This window comes from Streptomyces sp. VNUA24 (assembly GCF_029167005.1).
Lineage (GTDB): Bacteria > Actinomycetota > Actinomycetes > Streptomycetales > Streptomycetaceae > Streptomyces > Streptomyces scabiei.
On record NZ_CP119143.1, the window covers coordinates 3,870,979 to 3,887,749 of the forward strand.

Annotated in this window: 13 protein-coding genes; 10 read left to right on the top strand and 3 right to left on the bottom strand. The window is 73.0% G+C overall.

Annotation, left to right across the window (positions count from 1 at the left end; genetic code table 11):
- Nucleotides 1-42: 42 nt before the first annotated feature.
- From PYR72_RS16125 to PYR72_RS16135, 3 genes are all read right to left on the bottom strand, one after another.
- Nucleotides 43-1,449, bottom strand: coding sequence for an RICIN domain-containing protein (locus PYR72_RS16125; RefSeq protein ID WP_275455991.1), 1,407 nt, complete (start codon nt 1,447-1,449; stop codon nt 43-45).
- A gap of 1 nt (nt 1,450) precedes the next feature.
- Nucleotides 1,451-2,890: an RICIN domain-containing protein gene (locus PYR72_RS16130; protein ID WP_275455992.1), complete on the bottom strand. Its 1,440-nt coding sequence runs from the start codon at nt 2,888-2,890 to the stop codon at nt 1,451-1,453.
- Nucleotides 2,891-2,985: 95 nt separating this feature from the next.
- A complete protein-coding gene (locus PYR72_RS16135) occupies nt 2,986-4,446 on the bottom strand; it encodes a hydrolase (RefSeq protein ID WP_275455993.1) in 1,461 nt (486 codons plus the stop codon).
- Nucleotides 4,447-4,726: 280 nt separating this feature from the next.
- Between PYR72_RS16135 and PYR72_RS16140 the strand changes: the two genes are divergently transcribed.
- The 10 genes from PYR72_RS16140 (at nt 4,727) to PYR72_RS16185 (ending at nt 16,760) form a co-directional block, all read left to right on the top strand.
- A complete protein-coding gene (locus tag PYR72_RS16140; protein ID WP_275455994.1) occupies nt 4,727-6,304 on the top strand; it encodes a phage tail sheath subtilisin-like domain-containing protein in 1,578 nt (525 codons plus the stop codon).
- A 91-nt stretch (nt 6,305-6,395) separates the two neighbouring features.
- Complete coding sequence (locus PYR72_RS16145) at nt 6,396-6,839, top strand: phage tail protein (RefSeq protein WP_005480063.1); 444 nt, start codon at nt 6,396-6,398, stop codon at nt 6,837-6,839.
- Entirely contained in the window at nt 6,839-7,414 is a 576-nt protein-coding gene (locus PYR72_RS16150; RefSeq protein WP_275455995.1) for a hypothetical protein, read from the top strand. The genes PYR72_RS16145 and PYR72_RS16150 overlap by 1 nt, the downstream gene beginning before the upstream one ends.
- Nucleotides 7,411-7,569 carry a DUF6760 family protein gene (locus PYR72_RS16155; RefSeq protein WP_013000546.1) on the top strand — a complete coding sequence of 53 codons (159 nt, stop codon included), beginning with the start codon at nt 7,411-7,413 and terminating at the stop codon, nt 7,567-7,569. Before PYR72_RS16150 ends, PYR72_RS16155 begins: the two co-directional genes overlap by 4 nt.
- A gap of 270 nt (nt 7,570-7,839) precedes the next feature.
- Nucleotides 7,840-11,112 carry a hypothetical protein gene (locus PYR72_RS16160; protein WP_275455996.1) on the top strand — a complete coding sequence of 1,091 codons (3,273 nt, stop codon included), beginning with the start codon at nt 7,840-7,842 and terminating at the stop codon, nt 11,110-11,112.
- A 54-nt stretch (nt 11,113-11,166) separates the two neighbouring features.
- On the top strand, nt 11,167-11,592 hold the full coding sequence (locus PYR72_RS16165; protein ID WP_013000548.1) for a phage tail protein: 426 nt from the start codon (nt 11,167-11,169) through the stop codon (nt 11,590-11,592).
- A gap of 15 nt (nt 11,593-11,607) precedes the next feature.
- A complete protein-coding gene (locus PYR72_RS16170) occupies nt 11,608-12,336 on the top strand; it encodes a LysM peptidoglycan-binding domain-containing protein (protein ID WP_275455997.1) in 729 nt (242 codons plus the stop codon).
- A complete protein-coding gene (locus PYR72_RS16175) occupies nt 12,336-14,237 on the top strand; it encodes a VgrG-related protein (protein ID WP_275455998.1) in 1,902 nt (633 codons plus the stop codon). The genes PYR72_RS16170 and PYR72_RS16175 overlap by 1 nt, the downstream gene beginning before the upstream one ends.
- Nucleotides 14,238-14,358: 121 nt before the next feature.
- Nucleotides 14,359-14,802 (top strand): GPW/gp25 family protein, encoded by a 444-nt coding sequence (locus PYR72_RS16180; protein ID WP_275455999.1) that lies wholly within the window; start codon nt 14,359-14,361, stop codon nt 14,800-14,802.
- Nucleotides 14,802-16,760, top strand: a complete 1,959-nt coding sequence (locus tag PYR72_RS16185; RefSeq protein ID WP_275456000.1) for a putative baseplate assembly protein — start codon at nt 14,802-14,804, stop codon at nt 16,758-16,760. Before PYR72_RS16180 ends, PYR72_RS16185 begins: the two co-directional genes overlap by 1 nt.
- Nucleotides 16,761-16,771: the final 11 nt, after the last annotated feature.

Below are 16,771 nucleotides of genomic sequence, written 5' to 3' on the forward strand. Positions count from 1 at the left end.
GGCGGCGGGGGCGCCCGGATGGGACGGCCCCGCCGGCCGGGACTACTTCACGCGCCACTTCTGGTTGGGCGTGCCCGAGCAGGTCCACAGCTGGAGCCTGGCGCCGTCGCCGGTGGCGTTGTCCTTCACGTCGACGCACTTGTCGGCCTGCGGGTTGACCAGGTCCCCGGCGGTGCTGAGCACGAACTGCTGGGCGGGGTTGCCGCTGCACCGGGCCAGCTGGATGACGGCGCCGTCGTCGCGGGAGCCCCAGGCCACGTCCATGCACAGGCCGAGGGAGCGCACGGTGCCGTCGCCCCGGAAGTCCCACTTCTGGTTGGCGGTGCCGGCGCAGTCCCAGATCTGGAGCGGGGTGCCGTCCTTGCCCTTGCCGTTCTTGGCGTCCGTGACGTCGACGCAGCGGTCCGAGCCCTTGCCGATGATGGCGAAGCCCTTGGCGGCTGCGGGCTTCTTCGTCGTGGGCTTCGTGTCCGGTTCCTGCTGCGACCCGGAGCCGGAGCCGCCGGAGCCGGAGCCGGAACCGCCCGAGCCCGAACCGGAGCCCGACCCAGGGTTCTCGGGCTGCTCCTCCTGCTTCTCCTCGGGCGGAGCCTCGGGGGTCTGTGACGGGAGCGGCGCAGCCGAGATGCTCGGCGCCAGTGCCATGGCGGACGGGCTGCCGCTCGGCAGGGCCGTCGTGCCGGCCTGCTGGAGATCGGTCGCGGCGCTGGTGACCCTGGGCTGGTAGGCGAACCACAGCGTCACGAAGGCGATCGCCAGGGCCACGGCCACCCCGAGGCAGGTGGCGAGCCAGCCCGGCAGGAACCCCCGCTGGACATAGGTGCCGTCGACCGGATGCGGTGCGACCCCGGCCCGCTGGACGGCCAGCGCGTACGGCCGCTCCTCCTTGGACCCGAACCAGATGATCTGTCTGGGCTTCAGGGTGGCCTTGACGAACGCGGCACGCCCCGGCTCGATCTGCACATTGCTCGGACGGATGTCGTACGACAGCTGGTCACCGTTGTCGCTGCCGCTGACGGCGGCGGTGACCCTGGTGTTGCCCAGGTTGTCGATGGCCAGCTTCGGGCGTCCGCGCAGACGCCCCTTCACGGTCGGCGGGACGAGTTCCGCCCGCACCTCCGTGAACGGCGTGATCGTCAGGTTCCCCTCCGGAACCGTCGTCGCCTCCGGGTGCTGGGTCGGCATGATCCGCACCGCGTACGGGTTCGGGCCGGCCGTCGCGTCGGGGGTGCGGGGCGGGGCGAACGTCAGCTCCACCGACCCCGTCGTCCCCGGATACAGCCGCAGCGTCTGCGGCTCCACCCTGGTCCATGGCGCGATGTCACCGACCGGCTCGAAACGGTACTCGTCGACCACGTCACCGGTGTTGCGCAGCCGCAGCCGCACCGTCGTACTACTCCCGGGGTCCACGGTCGCGGAGGCGGGTTCGAGGGAAGTCCACAGGCTCATCTCAGTCCCTCCCGGACGGAACGATCTGCCATTCCTGGTCGTCGGTGACGGTGCAGTCGAAGAGCATCAGGGGCACCTCGCCGCGTGGGTCCTCGTTGCCCGCGACGTCGAGACACTTGTTGTCGCTCGCGGCATTGCGGATCCAGTAGCCACCGCTCTGCTGCGGGTCGAGCCACCACAACTGGTTGTCGCCGGTCGTGCCGTCACAGGTGAACTCCGTGATCTTCGTATGGATCGGGTTCGCTCCGTAGTTCGGCAGGTCCATGCAGAGCAGGTCCTTGGCGTTGCGGATCTGGAAGAGGTCCGTGCCGCCCGGCCCCTGCTTCTCGACCTTCACCTCCAGATGCCAGAGCTGGTTGTCGGCCGGGCTGTCGTCGCAGGTGAACTGCTGGACCCTGCCGTCTCTCTGACCGTCGCCGTCGCCGGGGACGTCGGCGCACAGCTCGGTGGCGAGGTTGCGCAGCAGGATGTTGCGCGCGGGCAGCACGCTCTCGTCCTTCTCCTCGGCCGGCTCGCCCGACGCCGTCGGCGCGCCGCCCCCGCCCTCCCCACCGCTGTCGTCCGCCTCCCGGGACGGGGCCGCGTCCTTCTCCGGCTCTTCTTCGGCCGTCGGCTCGGGTTTCGCCGATTCCAGTGGCTGCGGCGAGGCCGAGGGCGGCAGGGTGCTGACCCCGGCCTCCCGGAACTCGCCGGCACCACTGGTCACCTTCGGCTGGAACGCCAGCCACATCGTCAGGAAGGTGATGGCGAGGGCGAGGCAGATCGCGAGGCAGGTGGCGAGCCAGCCGGGCAGGAAACTCCGCTGGACATAGGTGCCCTCGACGTCGAGCGGTGTGACCCCCGACCGCTTCACCGCGAGGGTGTACGGCCGCTCCTCCTTCGACCCGAACCACGTGATCTGCCGCGGCTTCAGCGTGGCCTTCACGAACGCGGCACGGCCGGGCTCGATCTGCACATTGCTCGGGTGGATGTCGTACGACAGCTGGTCACCGTTGTCGCTGCCGCTGACGGCGGCGGTGACCTTGGTGTTGCCCAGGTTGTCGATGGCCAGCTTCGGCCGTCCCCGCAGACGCCCCTTCACCGTCGGCGGGACGAGTTCCGCCCGCACCTCCGTGAACGGCGTGATCGTCAGGTTCCCCTCCGGAACCGTCGTCGCCTCCGGATGCTGGGTCGGCGTGATCCGCACCGCGTACGGGTTCGGGCCGGCCGTCGCGTCGGGGGTGCGGGGCGGAGCGAACGTCAGCTCCACCGACCCCGTCGTCCCCGGATACAGCCGCAGCGTCTGCGGCTCCACCGTCGTCCACGGCGCGATGTCACCGACCGGCTCGAAACGGTACTCGTCCACCACGTCACCGGTGTTGCGCAACCGCAGCCGCACCGACGTACTACTCCCCGGGTCCACGGTCGCGGAGGCGGGTTCGAGGGAAGTCCACAGGCTCACGTCAGGACGCTACGCGGCTCACGGCGTCCGGTCAGGAGCCGTCGGGGCAGGCCCGGGTGCCCCGGCGGCCACCGGATCCCGTCCCGACGGCCTTGTCACACGGTGAACTTGACGGCTTCGAGCCAGACGCCGTTGTCGAGGGTGCCGCCGAAGATGTAGTGCTCTCCCTCGTTCGGCTTGTCGCAGGCCAGGTTCTGCCAGCCCCGGTCCTTCTGGTGGACCGCCTGGCAGACCCCCTTGCCGCCCTCGTCGACGTTGATGGTGAAGCCCAGCAGGTCCGGGGCGCCCGCCTTGGAGCTGCCGAAGTAGTTGTCGAAGCCGTCCTTCGCGCTCGACCAGGGCTTCGGGTAGTGGCCCTGGCCGTTGGTGGAGTCGGGGTTGTGGACGAACGCGGCACTGGCCGTGCCGTTGACGCCGGACACCGCGATGTTGAGGGCCTTGAGCGACCGGCCCTGGCCCACCGTGCCGGCCGTGTCGCCGTCGCACTCCGGAGCGGTCCAGCCCTTGCCGGTCACGAAGGCGCGGTAGCAGATGTGCCGGCCGCCCGGGTCCGACGCGGCCAGCTGGCGTACGGCGGTCGCGGCCGTGGGCGCGCGCTTCTTCTTCTCCTGCGATCCGCCGCCGGACCCGCCGCCACTGCCGTCGCCGCTGCCGCCTCCAGCACCGGCGGCCGCGGCCTCCGTCTCCGTGACCTGCGGGGGCGGCGAGGAGGCGGGCGGGTCGGAGGGCGTGGGCGGCGGCGGGGTCGACACCGGCGCCGAGGGGCTGGGCGGCAGCGTGCTGACGCCGGTCTTCTGCAGTTCGGTGGCCGCGCTGACGACCCTGGGCCGGTAGGCGAGCCACAGGGTCACGAAGGTGATCGCGAGGGCGAGGCAGATCGCGAGGCAGGTGGCGAGCCAGCCGGGCAGGAAACTCCGCTGGACATACGTGCCCTCGACGTCCAGGGGTGTCACGCCCGACCGCTTCACCGCGAGGGTGTAGGGCCGCTCCTCCTTCGACCCGAACCAGGTGATCTGCCGCGGCTTGAGCGTGGCCTTCACGAACGCGGCACGGCCGGGCTCGATCTGCACATTGCTCGGATGCAGGTCGTACGACAACTGGTCACCGTTGTCGCTGCCACTGACCGACGCCGTGACCTTGGTGTTGCCCAGGTTGTCGATGGCCAGCTTCGGCCGTCCCCGCAGACGCCCCTTCACCGTCGGCGGGACGAGTTCCGCCCGCACCTCCGTGAACGGCGTGATCGTCAGGTTCCCCTCCGGAACCGTCGTCGCCTCCGGGTGCTCGGTCGGCGTGATCCGCACCGCGTAGGCGTTCGGGCCGGCCGTCGCGTCGGGGGTACGGGGCGGGGCGAACGTCAGCTCCACCGACCCCGTCGTCCCCGGATACAGCCGCAGCGTCTGCGGCTCCACCGTCGTCCACGGCGCGATGTCACCGACCGGCTCGAAACGGTACTCGTCCACCACGTCACCGGTGTTGCGCAACCGCAGCCGCACCGACGTACTACTCCCGGGGTCCACGGTCGCGGAGGCGGGTTCGAGGGAAGTCCACAGGCTCACGTCAGGACGCTACCGAGAGCGCGGGAGCCGGGTCAGCAGGAGAAGGTGCAGGGTCGCGGTGCCCGAAAGGGCAGGGCGCGCGGGACCGGGGGCGCCCACCGGGGCGCCGCCGCCGGACCGGTGCGAGGGTGCGGCCCGCGGGGCGGCCGCGCCGGCCGGCCCGACTGCCCCTCGGGGCAACGGGCGTGCCCCCGATCAGGTACCGGAGGACGTTTCGACGGACGCGCTTCGCGCGTGAGGGTGAGAGGCGACCTGTCTCGTACCCCAAGGAGAGCAGAGCATGCCGTCCTACCTGTCGCCGGGCGTCTACGTCGAGGAGGTGGCCAGCGGCTCGCGTCCCATCGAGGGTGTGGGCACCTCGGTCGCCGCCTTCGTCGGTCTGGCCCCGACCGGTCCGCTGAACGAGCCGACGCTGGTGACCAACTGGTCCCAGTACGTCGCCGCCTTCGGCGAGTTCACCGACGGCTACTACCTCGCGCACTCGGTGTACGGGTTCTTCAACAACGGCGGCAGCGCCGCGTACGTCGTCCGGGTCGGGGGCACCGAGCAGGGCGCCGCGTCCGCCGCCGGTCCGGCCGCGGTGACGGGTACCGCCGCGCCGGCCGCGCTGCCGCCGGGCGAGCCGAAGCAGCTGGGCACCTTCAGTGTGACCGCCATCGCGGGCGGTTCGCTGAGCGTCGAGGTCGCCGACCCCGAGGGCGAGGGTCCGGCCGAGCGGTTCCGGCTGATCGTCAAGGACGGTGACAAGCCGGTCGAGACCTTCGACGTGACCGCCAAGAAGGGCGGCCGCAACTACGTCGTCACGCAGGTCAAGGAGCGCTCCAAGCTCATCACGGTCCAGGAGACGGCACCGGCCGCGCAGCTCGCGCGCCCCGACAACCAGACCGTGGCGCTGGCGGCCCCGGCCGCCCCCGCGCCCGTCGCCCCGGCCGCGGCGGACGAGGGCCACCCCGGCCCGGCCCAGTACCTCGGCGACTCGTCCGACCGCACCGGCTTCGGCGGACTGGAGGCCGTGGACGAGATCTCCATGGTCGCCGTGCCCGACCTGATGGCCGCCTACCAGCGCGGCGCGATCGACCTGGAGGCCGTCAAGGCGGTCCAGCTCGGTCTGATCGCGCACTGCGAGCTGATGGGCGACCGGGTCGCCGTCATCGACCCGCCGCCCGGCCTCAACGCCCGTCAGATCCGCGTCTGGCGCCAGGAGACCGCCGGGTACGACTCCAAGTACGCGGCCCTGTACTACCCCTGGATCAAGGTCTTCGACCCGGCCAGCGGCCAGTCCCGGGTCATCCCGCCGAGCGGTCACGTCGCCGGTGTCTGGGCCCGCAACGACTTCGAGCGCGGTGTCCACAAGGCTCCCGCCAACGAGGTCGTCCGCGGCGCGGTGGATCTCGAACTCCAGATCACCCGTGGTGAGCAGGACCTGCTCAACCCCATCGGCGTCAACTGCATCCGCGCCTTCCCCGGCCGCGGCATCCGCGTCTGGGGCGCACGCACCATGTCCTCCGACCCGGCCTGGCGCTACCTCAACATCCGCCGGTACTTCAACTACCTGGAGGAGTCGATCCTGATCGGCACCCAGTGGGTGGTGTTCGAGCCGAACGACCACGCGCTCTGGGCCCGGATCCGGCGCAACGTCTCCGCGTTCCTGGTCAACGAATGGCGTCAGGGCGCCCTCTTCGGCCAGCGGCCCGAGGACGCGTACTACGTCAAGTGCGACGAGGAGACCAACCCGCCGGAGTCGGTCGACCTCGGCCGGGTCATCTGCGAGATCGGCATCGCGCCGGTCAAGCCCGCCGAGTTCGTGATCTTCCGGCTGGCGCAGTTCTCCAGCGGCAGCGGGGAGCTGGAGGAGTAGGCCGTCGACGGCCCGCGCCCACCAGCGTTCGCGCACCAGCCCTTTCCCACGCCCCAGCCCCTGCCCGCTCCCCTAGAAGGACACAGAACAGATGAGTCTCGCGCCGGGTGACGCCCTTACCTCACACAATTTCGGCCTGCAGATCGACGGGGTGATGGTCGAGTACCTCGCGGAGGTCAGCGGCCTCACCCTCGAACAGGACGTCATCACGTACCAGCAGAACTCCGCGCAGGGCCGGCCCGAGGTCAACCTGCTGCCCGGTGTGCAGAAGAACGGGCAGTGCACCGTGGTCCGCGGTATGACCCAGTCGGCCGCGTTCAACACGTGGATCAACGATTCCATCAACGGCCAGATGAGCTCGGCGCGCAAGAACGCGTCGATCATCATGATGGATTATCAGAACAACCCGGTGAAGCGGTACAACATGCGCAACGCCTGGTGCAGCAAGATCGACGCGAGCACCCTGAAGGCCGGCGAGGCGTCCGCGCTCACCGAGACCGTGACCATCGTCTTCGAAGAACTGGTCATCGAGTAATGCGGCGCACGGCTGGCAGGGCGGGCGCGGGCGCCGGCTCGATCGTGGACGTACCCGGAGCGGGGCCGGCGCCGGGCGCCGGTGTGGTCGCCGGTCCGGGAGCGGTGGCGGGTGCCGGGGGCGAGGCGGCTTCGGTCGCGTCCCCCTTCCCCACCACCGCCGCCCCTCCCGCCGCCGCGCCGGCCGTCGCGCCGGTGGCGCAGCGGCTGCGGACGGAGTTCCCGTTCGAGCTGCCGCGCGGATACGTCGACGAGGCGGGGAACGTGCACCGGGAGGGCGTGATGCGTCTCGCCACGGCCCGGGACGAGCTGATCCCGCTGCGGGACGTCCGCGTCCAGGAGAACCCGGCGTATCTGTCGGTCGTGCTGCTGGGCCGGGTCATCACCCGGCTCGGCAATCTGCCGATGGTCCACGACGGGATCGTGGAGAACATGTTCGCGTCCGACCTCGCGTTCCTGCAGGACTTCTACCGGCAGGTCAACGCCGAGGGTCACACCCGCGCGGCCGTGGAGTGCCCCCACTGCTCCGAGCCCTTCGAGGTCGAACTCGGCGGGAGCCGCCTGGGGGAATCGTGACGTACGCGACCGACCGGCTGCACGAGGAGATCGCGTACGTCGCCTACCACTTCCACTGGGGCTTCGAGGAGATCCTCGACCTCGAACACCATGACCGCCGCCGCTACACCGAACAGATCGCGTCCCTCGTGACACGGGGCGGGGCGGAGGGCTGACACGTGGGGTTCCTGGATCGGCTACGGGGTGGCACGGGACGGGGGGCCGGGGCTGACGCGGTCGGCTCCGGCGGGGTTCGTTCGGGCGGGGTCCGCGCGGGCGAGGTCCGCTCGGGCGGCGAGGTGACGTCCGCTGCCGGGCGTGCGGTGGCGGAGGGTGCTCCGCGACCGGCTTCCGGTGCGGGCGACGGCCCGGCCTCGGCGCCTGCCGTGCCCGCGGCTCCGGGGGGCCGGGGCGCCCCGGGGCGTGGCTGGGAAGGACTCGCTCCGATGCGGCGGACCGCCGAGGGGCGGGCCACCGTCGCGGACACCGGGTTCAGTGGACGGTTGAGCACCTGGCAGAACCCTTCCTTCACCGGAACCCTGACCCACGCCGTGCTGCCCGGAGCGCCGGGCGGGCTGGTCAGGAACGTGCTCACCACCTCGGCCACACCGGTCGCCGGTCTCGAACTGCCCTCGCGGACCCTGCCGGTGGCGAGCGAGGAACCGGTACCCCGCGCCGACGCGCCCGGCGACGCACGCCCGGTGCAGCGTGCGCCGTACGAGGTCACGCCGTCCCGCCCGGCCGGCCCCCGGGTGACCCCCGTACCACCGCCCCGGACCTCCCGCCCGGCCCCGTTGACCAACGCCGCGCTCCCGGCCGTCCAGCGCCGCACCCTGCCCGCGGCACGGCCGTCCCAGGCGCCGCCTCGAAGCACGGGCTCCGAGGGTGCGGCGATGGCGGGCGGGACCCCGGGCGACGCTTCGCTCGGACCGACGGCGACGGGCAGCGCCCCGGCCCCGTCGCCCGAGGGCCGTACGGCAGCGGTGGACGCGACGCCGGGGGGCCGCCCGACGGTGTCCGGCGGCTCCGCGTCCGGCCGTACGCCTGGGAGTGCCGCCTCGCCCGGCCACGCGGCCATGGGGGAGGCACCGCCGGCCCACACGGTCGTGGCGGATACACCGTCGGTCCACTCGGTCGAGGGTGGAGCACCGCCGAGCCACACGGTCGTGGCGGAAACACCGCCGAGCCACACGGTCGAGGGTGGAGCACCGTCCGGGCCCGCCGCCGTCGGTGGGACTCCGTCCGGGCCCGCCATCCTCGGTGGGACTCCGTCGAAGGGCGCGGTCGCCGGTGGCGATCCGTCCGGCCGCGCGGGTGTCCACGTGGCCCCGTCCCGCCCCACGAGCCCCGGTGCCGCGCCGTCCGGGCCCCGGGCGGCCTCCGGCCGGGTCGCGGTGCAGCGTTCGGTGTCGGGTGACGCCACGCCGGGGTCTGCGCCGACGGCCATCGGCCCCACGGCAGCCGCCGCTGGCGCAAGCACCCGTCCGGGCACGCCTGCCGCCTCCGGACCGGCCGGGGTCAGCGTCCAGCGGACGGCGCCTGACTCCGCCCGTACGGCAGCGAACCCCGTCCCCTCGGCGGCGCCTATACGCCCCGGCGGGCCCCACCCCAACCCCCAGAGCACCCCCACCACCTCCAGCCCCGCCGAGGTCACCGTCCAGCGGGCGGCGCCCGACGCGGCCCGTACGGCGGCGAGTCCTGGCCCCTCCGCGCCGAGCCCCGGCTCGCGGAGCGCCGCCGCCACGCCCGGACACACCGAGGGCACCACCCGGCCGACACCGTCCCCCTCACGCCGGACGCCGACGACGACCGGCCCCACTACAGCCGCTCCGAAGGCAACCGGTGCTCACCGCACCCCGGCCGCCTCAGGACCGGCCGAGGTCACCGTCCAGCGGACGGCACCCGACGCGGCCCGTACGGCAACGAATCCCGCCGCCTCGGCAACCCCGGCGACACCGGCAGCAGCCCAGGCGACACCGACACACCCCGACAGCGACCGCCCCAATCACCAGAGCCACCCCGCCACCCCCGGACCGCCTGACGTCACCGTCCAGCGGGCGGCACACCACCCCGTCCGTACGGCGGCGAACTCCCCCGGCACGACCCCCGCCACGACAGCGAGCGGCATCGACAGAGCTGTCCCCACCACCCAGCACACCCCTGCCACCCCCGGACCGGCAGAGGCCGCCGTCCAGCGCGGCGCCCGTACAGGTCGTACGGCGGCGGACTCGGGCATGCCGGTGGCCGGCGGCCCCGCCCCGCAGAGCGCCACCGCCGCCCCCGGCCCGGTCGAAGCCACCGTCCAGCGGGCGAAGGCTCCGCAGCCCCTCGCGGCGGAGACCGCCCCGGCCACGGCGCCGACCGCCCCGCGCGCCATCGCGGGCGCGACCGCGAACAGTGCCCCGCAGCCCAGGGCGGATCTCGGCAGCGCACCGGCCAAGTCGTCCGGTACGACACCGGACCACCGCCCCACGCCCGGGAGCGCGGCCACCCCGGCGCCCAGCCCCAGCCGTACGGCCGCCCCCGCACCCGCACCCGCACCCGCACCCACCGACGCCTCGGTCCCGCCCCTCACCCTCGGCGCACCCTCCGGCACCCACGTCCAAAGAGCGGCCGGCGGTGGCGGCATCGCACCCACCGTCTCCCCCGCCCGCGGAGCCAGGCGCGTAGGGCTCGGCGCCCCCACCTCCGGCCCCGTGCCGGCCCCGTCCGTCCAGACGGCTCCCGCACCCTCACCCTCCCCCGCACCCACCCCCCGTCAACGCCCCCTCCTGGGCGCCCCCCTCACCACCCCGCCCCAGGACGCCCAGCCCCTCTCCCCCCGCAAGCCCTCCCCCGCCGCGGGCGGCCACGGCTCGCCTCCTCCCCTGCAGCGGGCGACAGCGGCACGGCAGCCGCAGGCGAACCACCCCCCGGCCGCCCCCCTGAAGTCCACCGGCCAGGGACAGCGCCCCGGCGAGGCGCGACCCGGCGTGCGACCGGCCGCCCCCGCCCCCGCCCCGCAGTCGCCCGCCGTCCCCACCCGGCATCCCCTGGAACGGCCCGGTACTCCAGCGCCCGCGCCCGCTGCAACGCCCGCATCCGCCCCCGTGCGCCCCCTCACGCCCACCCGCGCCCTCACCTCGGCCCTGCCCACGGCCACGGCACCCCCCGTGCTCCAGCGTCAGGCCGCCCGCCCCGCCGTCCCCCTCCGCCGCCCCGCCCCCGCGCACGACCACCGCACGGCCCCGGCCGCCGCCCCCGCCGTACAACGCCTCACGGCCAACCAGCCCGCGAAGCCCCGGCCCGCCGCCCGGCCGGCCCAGCCCACCACCCCGCCCGTCGTCCCCCGCGTACGCGCCGTCGCACCCACGCCCCCACCCGCGCCCGCGCCCCCAGCCACACCCGCACCCGCACCCGCACTCACGCAGGTCCAGCGGGCCCCGGAGATCCCCCTCCGCCCCACCCCCGCCACCACGACCTCAGCCGTCTCACCCGTCACAGCATCCGCAACGTCCGCAACGTCCACAGCCTCCGCAGCCGCCTCGTCCACCACCCCGGCCAAGACCGGCCGCACCTCCACCACACCCCCCGACGCGCCGTTCGACCCCCGCACGCTCACCGACTTCCAGCTCGACGAGCTGACGCACAAGCTCATCGGCCGCATCACCCGCCTCGTCCGCACCGAACTCCGCCTCGACCGCGAACGCATCGGCCGACTCCGCGACCCCCGCCACTGACCCCCGGGCACCCGCACCGGCGCCGCCCCGCACCACCAGAAAGGCCCTTCTCCGATGTCCCGCGATCTCGACCCGGGCTCCACCATCTTCTTCACGCTGACGATCGACGGCGAGAGCCTCGGTTACTTCAACGGGTGCGAAGGGCTGTCCTCGACCGTGGAGATCGAGCAGCGCCAGGAGGGCGGCAACAACGGGTTCGTCTGGCAGTTCCCGTCGCGGGTGACCTTCTCCAACATCCGGCTGACGAGGCCGCTGACCCCCGACACGGCCAAGGTCGCGGCCTGGATCTCGTCCGTCGCGACGGGTGTGAAGCGGCCGACGGCGCAGATCGCGGCGCTGCGCGCGGACGGCTCGGAGGTCGCGCACTGGGGGCTGATCGACGTCCTGCCGGTGAGCTGGCAGGGGCCGTCCCTGGACCCGTCCAATCCGAGCGTGGCGACCGAGGTGCTGGAGATCGCGCACCACGGGTTCACGGACTGAGGGGCGGGACAGATCATGGCGAAGGGCAGCAAGGGCGGCGGCGCGGGCAAGAGCCTCGTGCGCGCCACCCTGGCCATCCACGAACCCCCGGTAGGCACCAGCACCACCCCCGGAGGGGTGAAGAAAGAGTTCGAGTTTGAGTTCAACCCGTCCGAACTGACCCTGCGGCAGGGCGCCCAGTGGAAGCGGACGACGAGCGCGGCGGTGCGCGACGGCGCGCTGCCGGAGTTCATGGGGCCCGACCCCCGGGAGATGAACGTCGAGATCTTCCTCGACTCCTCCGACAAGCCGAGCGGCACCACGGTGCTGAAGAAGGTGGAATCGCTGCTGTCCTGCTGCGAGGTGACGGCGAAGAGCCTCGCCGCGAAGCAGCCGTCGCCGCCCTGGGTGGTCTTCCAGTGGGGGTCGTTCTCGACGGCGCGTTTCACCGCGTACGTCAGCTCCGTCGACGTCACGTACTCCCTGTTCGGGACGACCGGTGTGCCGATCCGGGCCGCCTGCCGGATGACGCTGCACGAGATCCCCAGCCGGACCGAGGGGCAGAACCCGACCTCGGGCGCGCTCACCGCGCGGAGCGTGCACCGGGTCGTGGCGGGCGACTCGCTGCAGTCGCTGGCGTGGCGGGAGTACGGCAACGCCTCCGCCTGGCGGGCCATCGCGGAGGCCAACGGCATCGACGACCCCACGTATCTGCCCACCGGCACCGAACTGGTCCTCCCGGCGGCCGGGGAGGTGGCCCTCTGATGGTCAAGCCGTCCTTCTCCAACATCATCAGGGTCACGATCGACGGCAGGGAGCTGCCCACCGACTACGCCGATCTGCTGGTCGGCGGCTGGGTCGACCTCGGGGCCGGGGTGCCCGGCGCCTTCCGGCTCACCTTCCGGGACCCGCACGGGCTGGTGCTGGGCAAACTGAACATCAGGTTCGGCTCACTGGTGGTCATCTCGCCCGTGGCAGGCGGGCAGGGCGCGGGGAACCCGGTGTTCACCGGCGAGGTCACCGGGATGGAGACCGACTACGACGGCACCGGCACCTTCACCGTCGTCCGCGGCTACGACGCCGGCCACCGGCTGATGCGGGTGCGCCGGGTGGCGGCGTACCGCAACCAGACGGCCGCCGACATCGCCCGCAAGCTGGCCGCGACGAACGGCGTGCCGGTCGGTGAGGTGCAGTCCACCAAGACCGTCTACGACTTCATCAGCCAGTCCAACGTGACGGACTGGGACTTCCTGGCGCGGCTCGCCGACGAGAACGAGATGGTGATGTCGCTCGACGCCAAGGGGAAGTTCCAGTTCGTGAAGCCGAAGCCGGCGTCCGGCGCGGCCGCGCCCAGCCCTCCCGGGCAGAAGAGCCCCTACGAGCTGAAGGCCGGGGTGGACATCCTGCGCTGCCGGGCCGCCGTCACCGCCGCCGACCAGGTCGACAAGGTCGAGGCCCGCGGCTGGAACGTCACCACGAAGAAGAAGCTCACCGCGACGACGAAGGCGGACGCCAACCCCGGTATCGCCATCGGCACCACCCCCCAGAAGGCGGCGAACCCGTTCAGGGCCGCCAGACTGGTGGAGACGGACACCCCGTACGACCTGCAGAGCGAGGTCACGCACGCCGCCGGTTCCCTCGCCGACGACATCACCTCCGCCTTCGCCGAGCTGGAGATCATGGTGCGCGGCAATCCGCTGCTGCGCCCCGGTGTGCCGATCACGCTCTCCGACGTGGGCGCCCCGTTCGAGGGCAAGTACACCTGCACCTCCGTGCGGCACACCTTCGGCGACGGCAGCCACTACGAGACCTGGGTGACCGTCAGCGGCCGGCAGTGGCGCTCGCTGTTCGGGCTGACCTCGGGCGGCGGTACGGCGGCCCCGCGGCTGCCCAGTGTCGCCAACGCCCTGGTCACCGACGTACAGGATCCGCTGAAGCAGGGCAGGGTGAAGCTGCAGTTCCCGTGGCTGGACGACGCGTACGTCAGTGACTGGACGCGGACCGTGCAGCTGGGCGGCAAGGCCGGCGGCGGGATCTTCCCGCTGGACGTCGGCGACGAGGTGCTGGTCGCCTTCGACCGGGGCGCGCTCGACCACCCGTTCGTCATCGGCGGCCTCTACAACGGCGTGGACAAGCCGACCCCGGTGAAGGACGTGTGGCTGCACGACCCGGTCAAGAAGAAGGCGATCCGGCACACCCTGTCCGACCGGGAGGGCAACCGGGTGGACCTGCTCAGCCAGCAGACCGGCCTGCGCAAGCAGGGCGTGCGGCTCGCCACCGGCAACGACCGGCTGATCATCAACCTCGACCGGACGAAGACCGAGATCACCGTGGACAGCAAGGGTGCCGTCTCCATCACCGGCGGCACCTCGGTGTCGGTGAAGGCCGGGACCGATCTGACGCTGAGCGCGCGGCGGTCGGTGACGATCCGCAGCGGCGGCCCCCTCAACCTCCAGGGCCAGGGCCTCGTCGGCCTGCGGTCGCTCGGCGGCGCGGTCAACGTGAACGCCGTGGGCGCCCTCACCCTGAGCGCGGCCGGGGCCGCGACGATCAGCGCGGCCGGAACCGTGCAGATCAGCGCCGTCGGCCAGGCGGCGCTGCGGGCGGCCAACATCGACATCACGGGCATCGTGCTGGTCAACAAGAAGCCGTACCCGATCCCGTGACGCCCGTACCCGATCCCGTGACGCCGGGAGCCCGCGCGTCCGCGCGTCCGAACGTCCGCGCGTCCGCAGATCCGCACGTCCGCCGAGAAGTCCTACGTCCCAAGAGAGGGGTGGCCCGCTGATGGCCGAGCAGTTCGTCGGATCCGGCTGGGCGTTCCCGCTGCGCATCGGGCCCACCGGGGGCATCGCCCTGGTCAGCGGGGAACGCGAGGTCGAGGAGGCCATCCGGCTGGTCCTCGCCACCGCGCCGGGTGAGCGGCCGATGCGCCCCGAGTTCGGCTGCGCCATCCACGACCTGGTGTTCGCGCCGGTCAACGAGGCCACCGCCGGCCGGATCCAGCACGAGGTGTACGCGAGCCTCGACCGCTGGGAGCCGCGGATCGAGGTGACCGACGTCGAGGTGACGGCGGGCCCCGACCAGGGCGTCCTGTTCATCGACGTCCGCTACGCGATCCGCGGCACCAACAACCCGCGCAGCCTGGTCTTCCCGTTCTACGTCATCCCCTCCCACGACGAGCCGGACCTCGCTGACGAAGGCTCCGACCGTCCCGAAAGCGACCGCTGATGGCCCTGCCCTCCCCGAACCTCGACGACCGCCGCTTCCAGCAGTTCGTCGACGACGCCAAGCGTTACATCCAGCAGCGGGCGCCGGAGTGGACCGACCACAACGTCTCCGACCCCGGGGTCACCCTGGTGGAGACGGTCGCCCACATGGCCGACCAGATCGTCTACCGGCTCAACCGGGTGCCGGAGAAGAACCATCTGGCCTTCCTGGACCTGGTGGGCATCACGCTGTTCCCGCCGTCGGCCGCGCGTACGGACGTGACGTTCTGGCTGTCGGCTCCGCAGGAGGAGCCGGTGCCGCTGCCGGTGGGCACCGAGGTCGCCACCCTGCGCACCGAGCGGGAGGAGGCGGTCGTCTTCGCCACCGAGCGTGAACTGTCCGTCGTGCCCTGCGCGTTGCGGTACCTGGTCACCCAGCGGCCCGGTGAGCCGGTCGCCGACCGGACGGCCGACCTCGCCGAGGGCAAGGACCTGATGTGCTTCGCCGAGTCCCCGCGACCCGGCGACTGCATGCTGTTCGGGCTGACCGCCGCCGTGCCGCACTGCGCGGTCGTGCTGGAACTGGACAGCGTGGTCGACGGCGTCGGCGTGGACCCGCGGCAGCCGCCGCTGGTCTGGGAGGCGTGGACCGAGGACGGCTGGATCGCGTGCGAGGTCGACCGCGACGGCACGGGCGGCCTGAACCGGCCGGGCGAGGTGGTGCTGCACATGCCCGGCGGGCACACCCTGTCCCGCACCGGCGGACAGGAGGCCGGCTGGCTGCGCTGCCGGGTCACCGAACCGCTGCCCGGCCAGCCCTTCTACACCACCTCGCCGACCGTCCGCGCCGCCGAGGCCTTCACCATCGGCGGCACCACGACCGCCGTGCACGCCGAGACCGTGTACGACGAGGCGCTCGGCGAGTCCACCGGCCTGCCCGGCCAGCGGCTGCGCCTCGCCCACTTCCCGGTGGTGGGCGACAGCCCGCCCGTGCTGCTGCAGACCGCCGAGCACGACGGCTGGACCGACTGGGACGTGGTCCCGTCCTTCGCCGCGTCCACCCCCCACGACCGTCACATCACCCTGGACTGCGCCACCGGGGAGATCGCCTTCGGCCCGGCCGTACGGGAGCCCGACGGCACCCTGCGCGCGTACGGGGCCGTCGCGCCCAAGGGCGCCGTCATCCGGGCCGTGCGTTACCGCACCGGCGGCGGCCGGGCCGGGAACGTGGCCCGGGGCGCCATCCGGGTGCTGCGCACCTCCGTCCCGTACGTCTCCGAGGTCGTCAACCGGGAGGCGGCGCGCGGTGGTGTGGACGCGGAGACCGTGGAGGAGGCGAAGGTCCGGGCGCCGATCACCCTGCGCGCCCAGGAACGCGCGGTGACCCTGCGCGACTACGAGGAACTGGCCCGCCGCGCGGCCCCCGAGACCGCCCGCATCACCTGTCTGGAGGGCGAGGAGGGCGAGCACGGGGCGTACGCGGTCCGGGTGCTGGTGGTCCCCCAGGCGGTGCCGGACCCGGGCGGCCGGCTGCGCTTCGAGCAACTGGTGCCCGGCGACGCCCTGTTGCGCCGTATCACCCGCCACCTGGACGAACGCCGGCTGATCGGCACGCGGCTGGCCGTCGGCCCGCCGTTCTACCAGGGCGTCACGGTCGTCGCGACGCTGCACGCCTTCCGGGGCGTGGACACCGACCGCGTCCGCCGTCAGGCGCACGACGCGCTCTACCGCCACCTCGACCCGCTGACCGGCGGCGCCGACGGCCGCGGCTGGCCCTTCGGGCGCCCCGTCCAGTCCGGCGAGGTCTTCGCCGTCCTCCAGCGGGTGCCCGGCGTGGAACTCGTCGACGACGTCCAGCTGCACCCGGCCGACCCGCTGACCGGCAAGCGGGGCGAGGCCACCGACCGTATCGACCTCTCGGCCCCGTCGCTGGTGTTCTCCTTCGACCACCGGGTCCGCGTGATCGGGGACAAGCAGTGAGCGCCGGGTTC

What these genes read in the sequence shown, in the direction of transcription:
- PYR72_RS16165 (WP_013000548.1), top strand. Translation starts at nt 11,167, where the DNA reads ATGTCCCGCGATCTCGACCCGGGCTCCACCATCTTCTTCACGCTGACG.
- PYR72_RS16145 (WP_005480063.1), top strand. Translation starts at nt 6,396, where the DNA reads ATGAGTCTCGCGCCGGGTGACGCCCTTACCTCACACAATTTCGGCCTG.
- PYR72_RS16160 (WP_275455996.1), top strand. Translation starts at nt 7,840, where the DNA reads ATGCGGCGGACCGCCGAGGGGCGGGCCACCGTCGCGGACACCGGGTTC.
- PYR72_RS16140 (WP_275455994.1), top strand. Translation starts at nt 4,727, where the DNA reads ATGCCGTCCTACCTGTCGCCGGGCGTCTACGTCGAGGAGGTGGCCAGC.
- PYR72_RS16180 (WP_275455999.1), top strand. Translation starts at nt 14,359, where the DNA reads ATGGCCGAGCAGTTCGTCGGATCCGGCTGGGCGTTCCCGCTGCGCATC.
- PYR72_RS16175 (WP_275455998.1), top strand. Translation starts at nt 12,336, where the DNA reads ATGGTCAAGCCGTCCTTCTCCAACATCATCAGGGTCACGATCGACGGC.
- PYR72_RS16150 (WP_275455995.1), top strand. Translation starts at nt 6,839, where the DNA reads ATGCGGCGCACGGCTGGCAGGGCGGGCGCGGGCGCCGGCTCGATCGTG.
- PYR72_RS16125 (WP_275455991.1), bottom strand. Translation starts at nt 1,449, where the DNA reads ATGAGCCTGTGGACTTCCCTCGAACCCGCCTCCGCGACCGTGGACCCC.
- PYR72_RS16185 (WP_275456000.1), top strand. Translation starts at nt 14,802, where the DNA reads ATGGCCCTGCCCTCCCCGAACCTCGACGACCGCCGCTTCCAGCAGTTC.
- PYR72_RS16170 (WP_275455997.1), top strand. Translation starts at nt 11,608, where the DNA reads ATGGCGAAGGGCAGCAAGGGCGGCGGCGCGGGCAAGAGCCTCGTGCGC.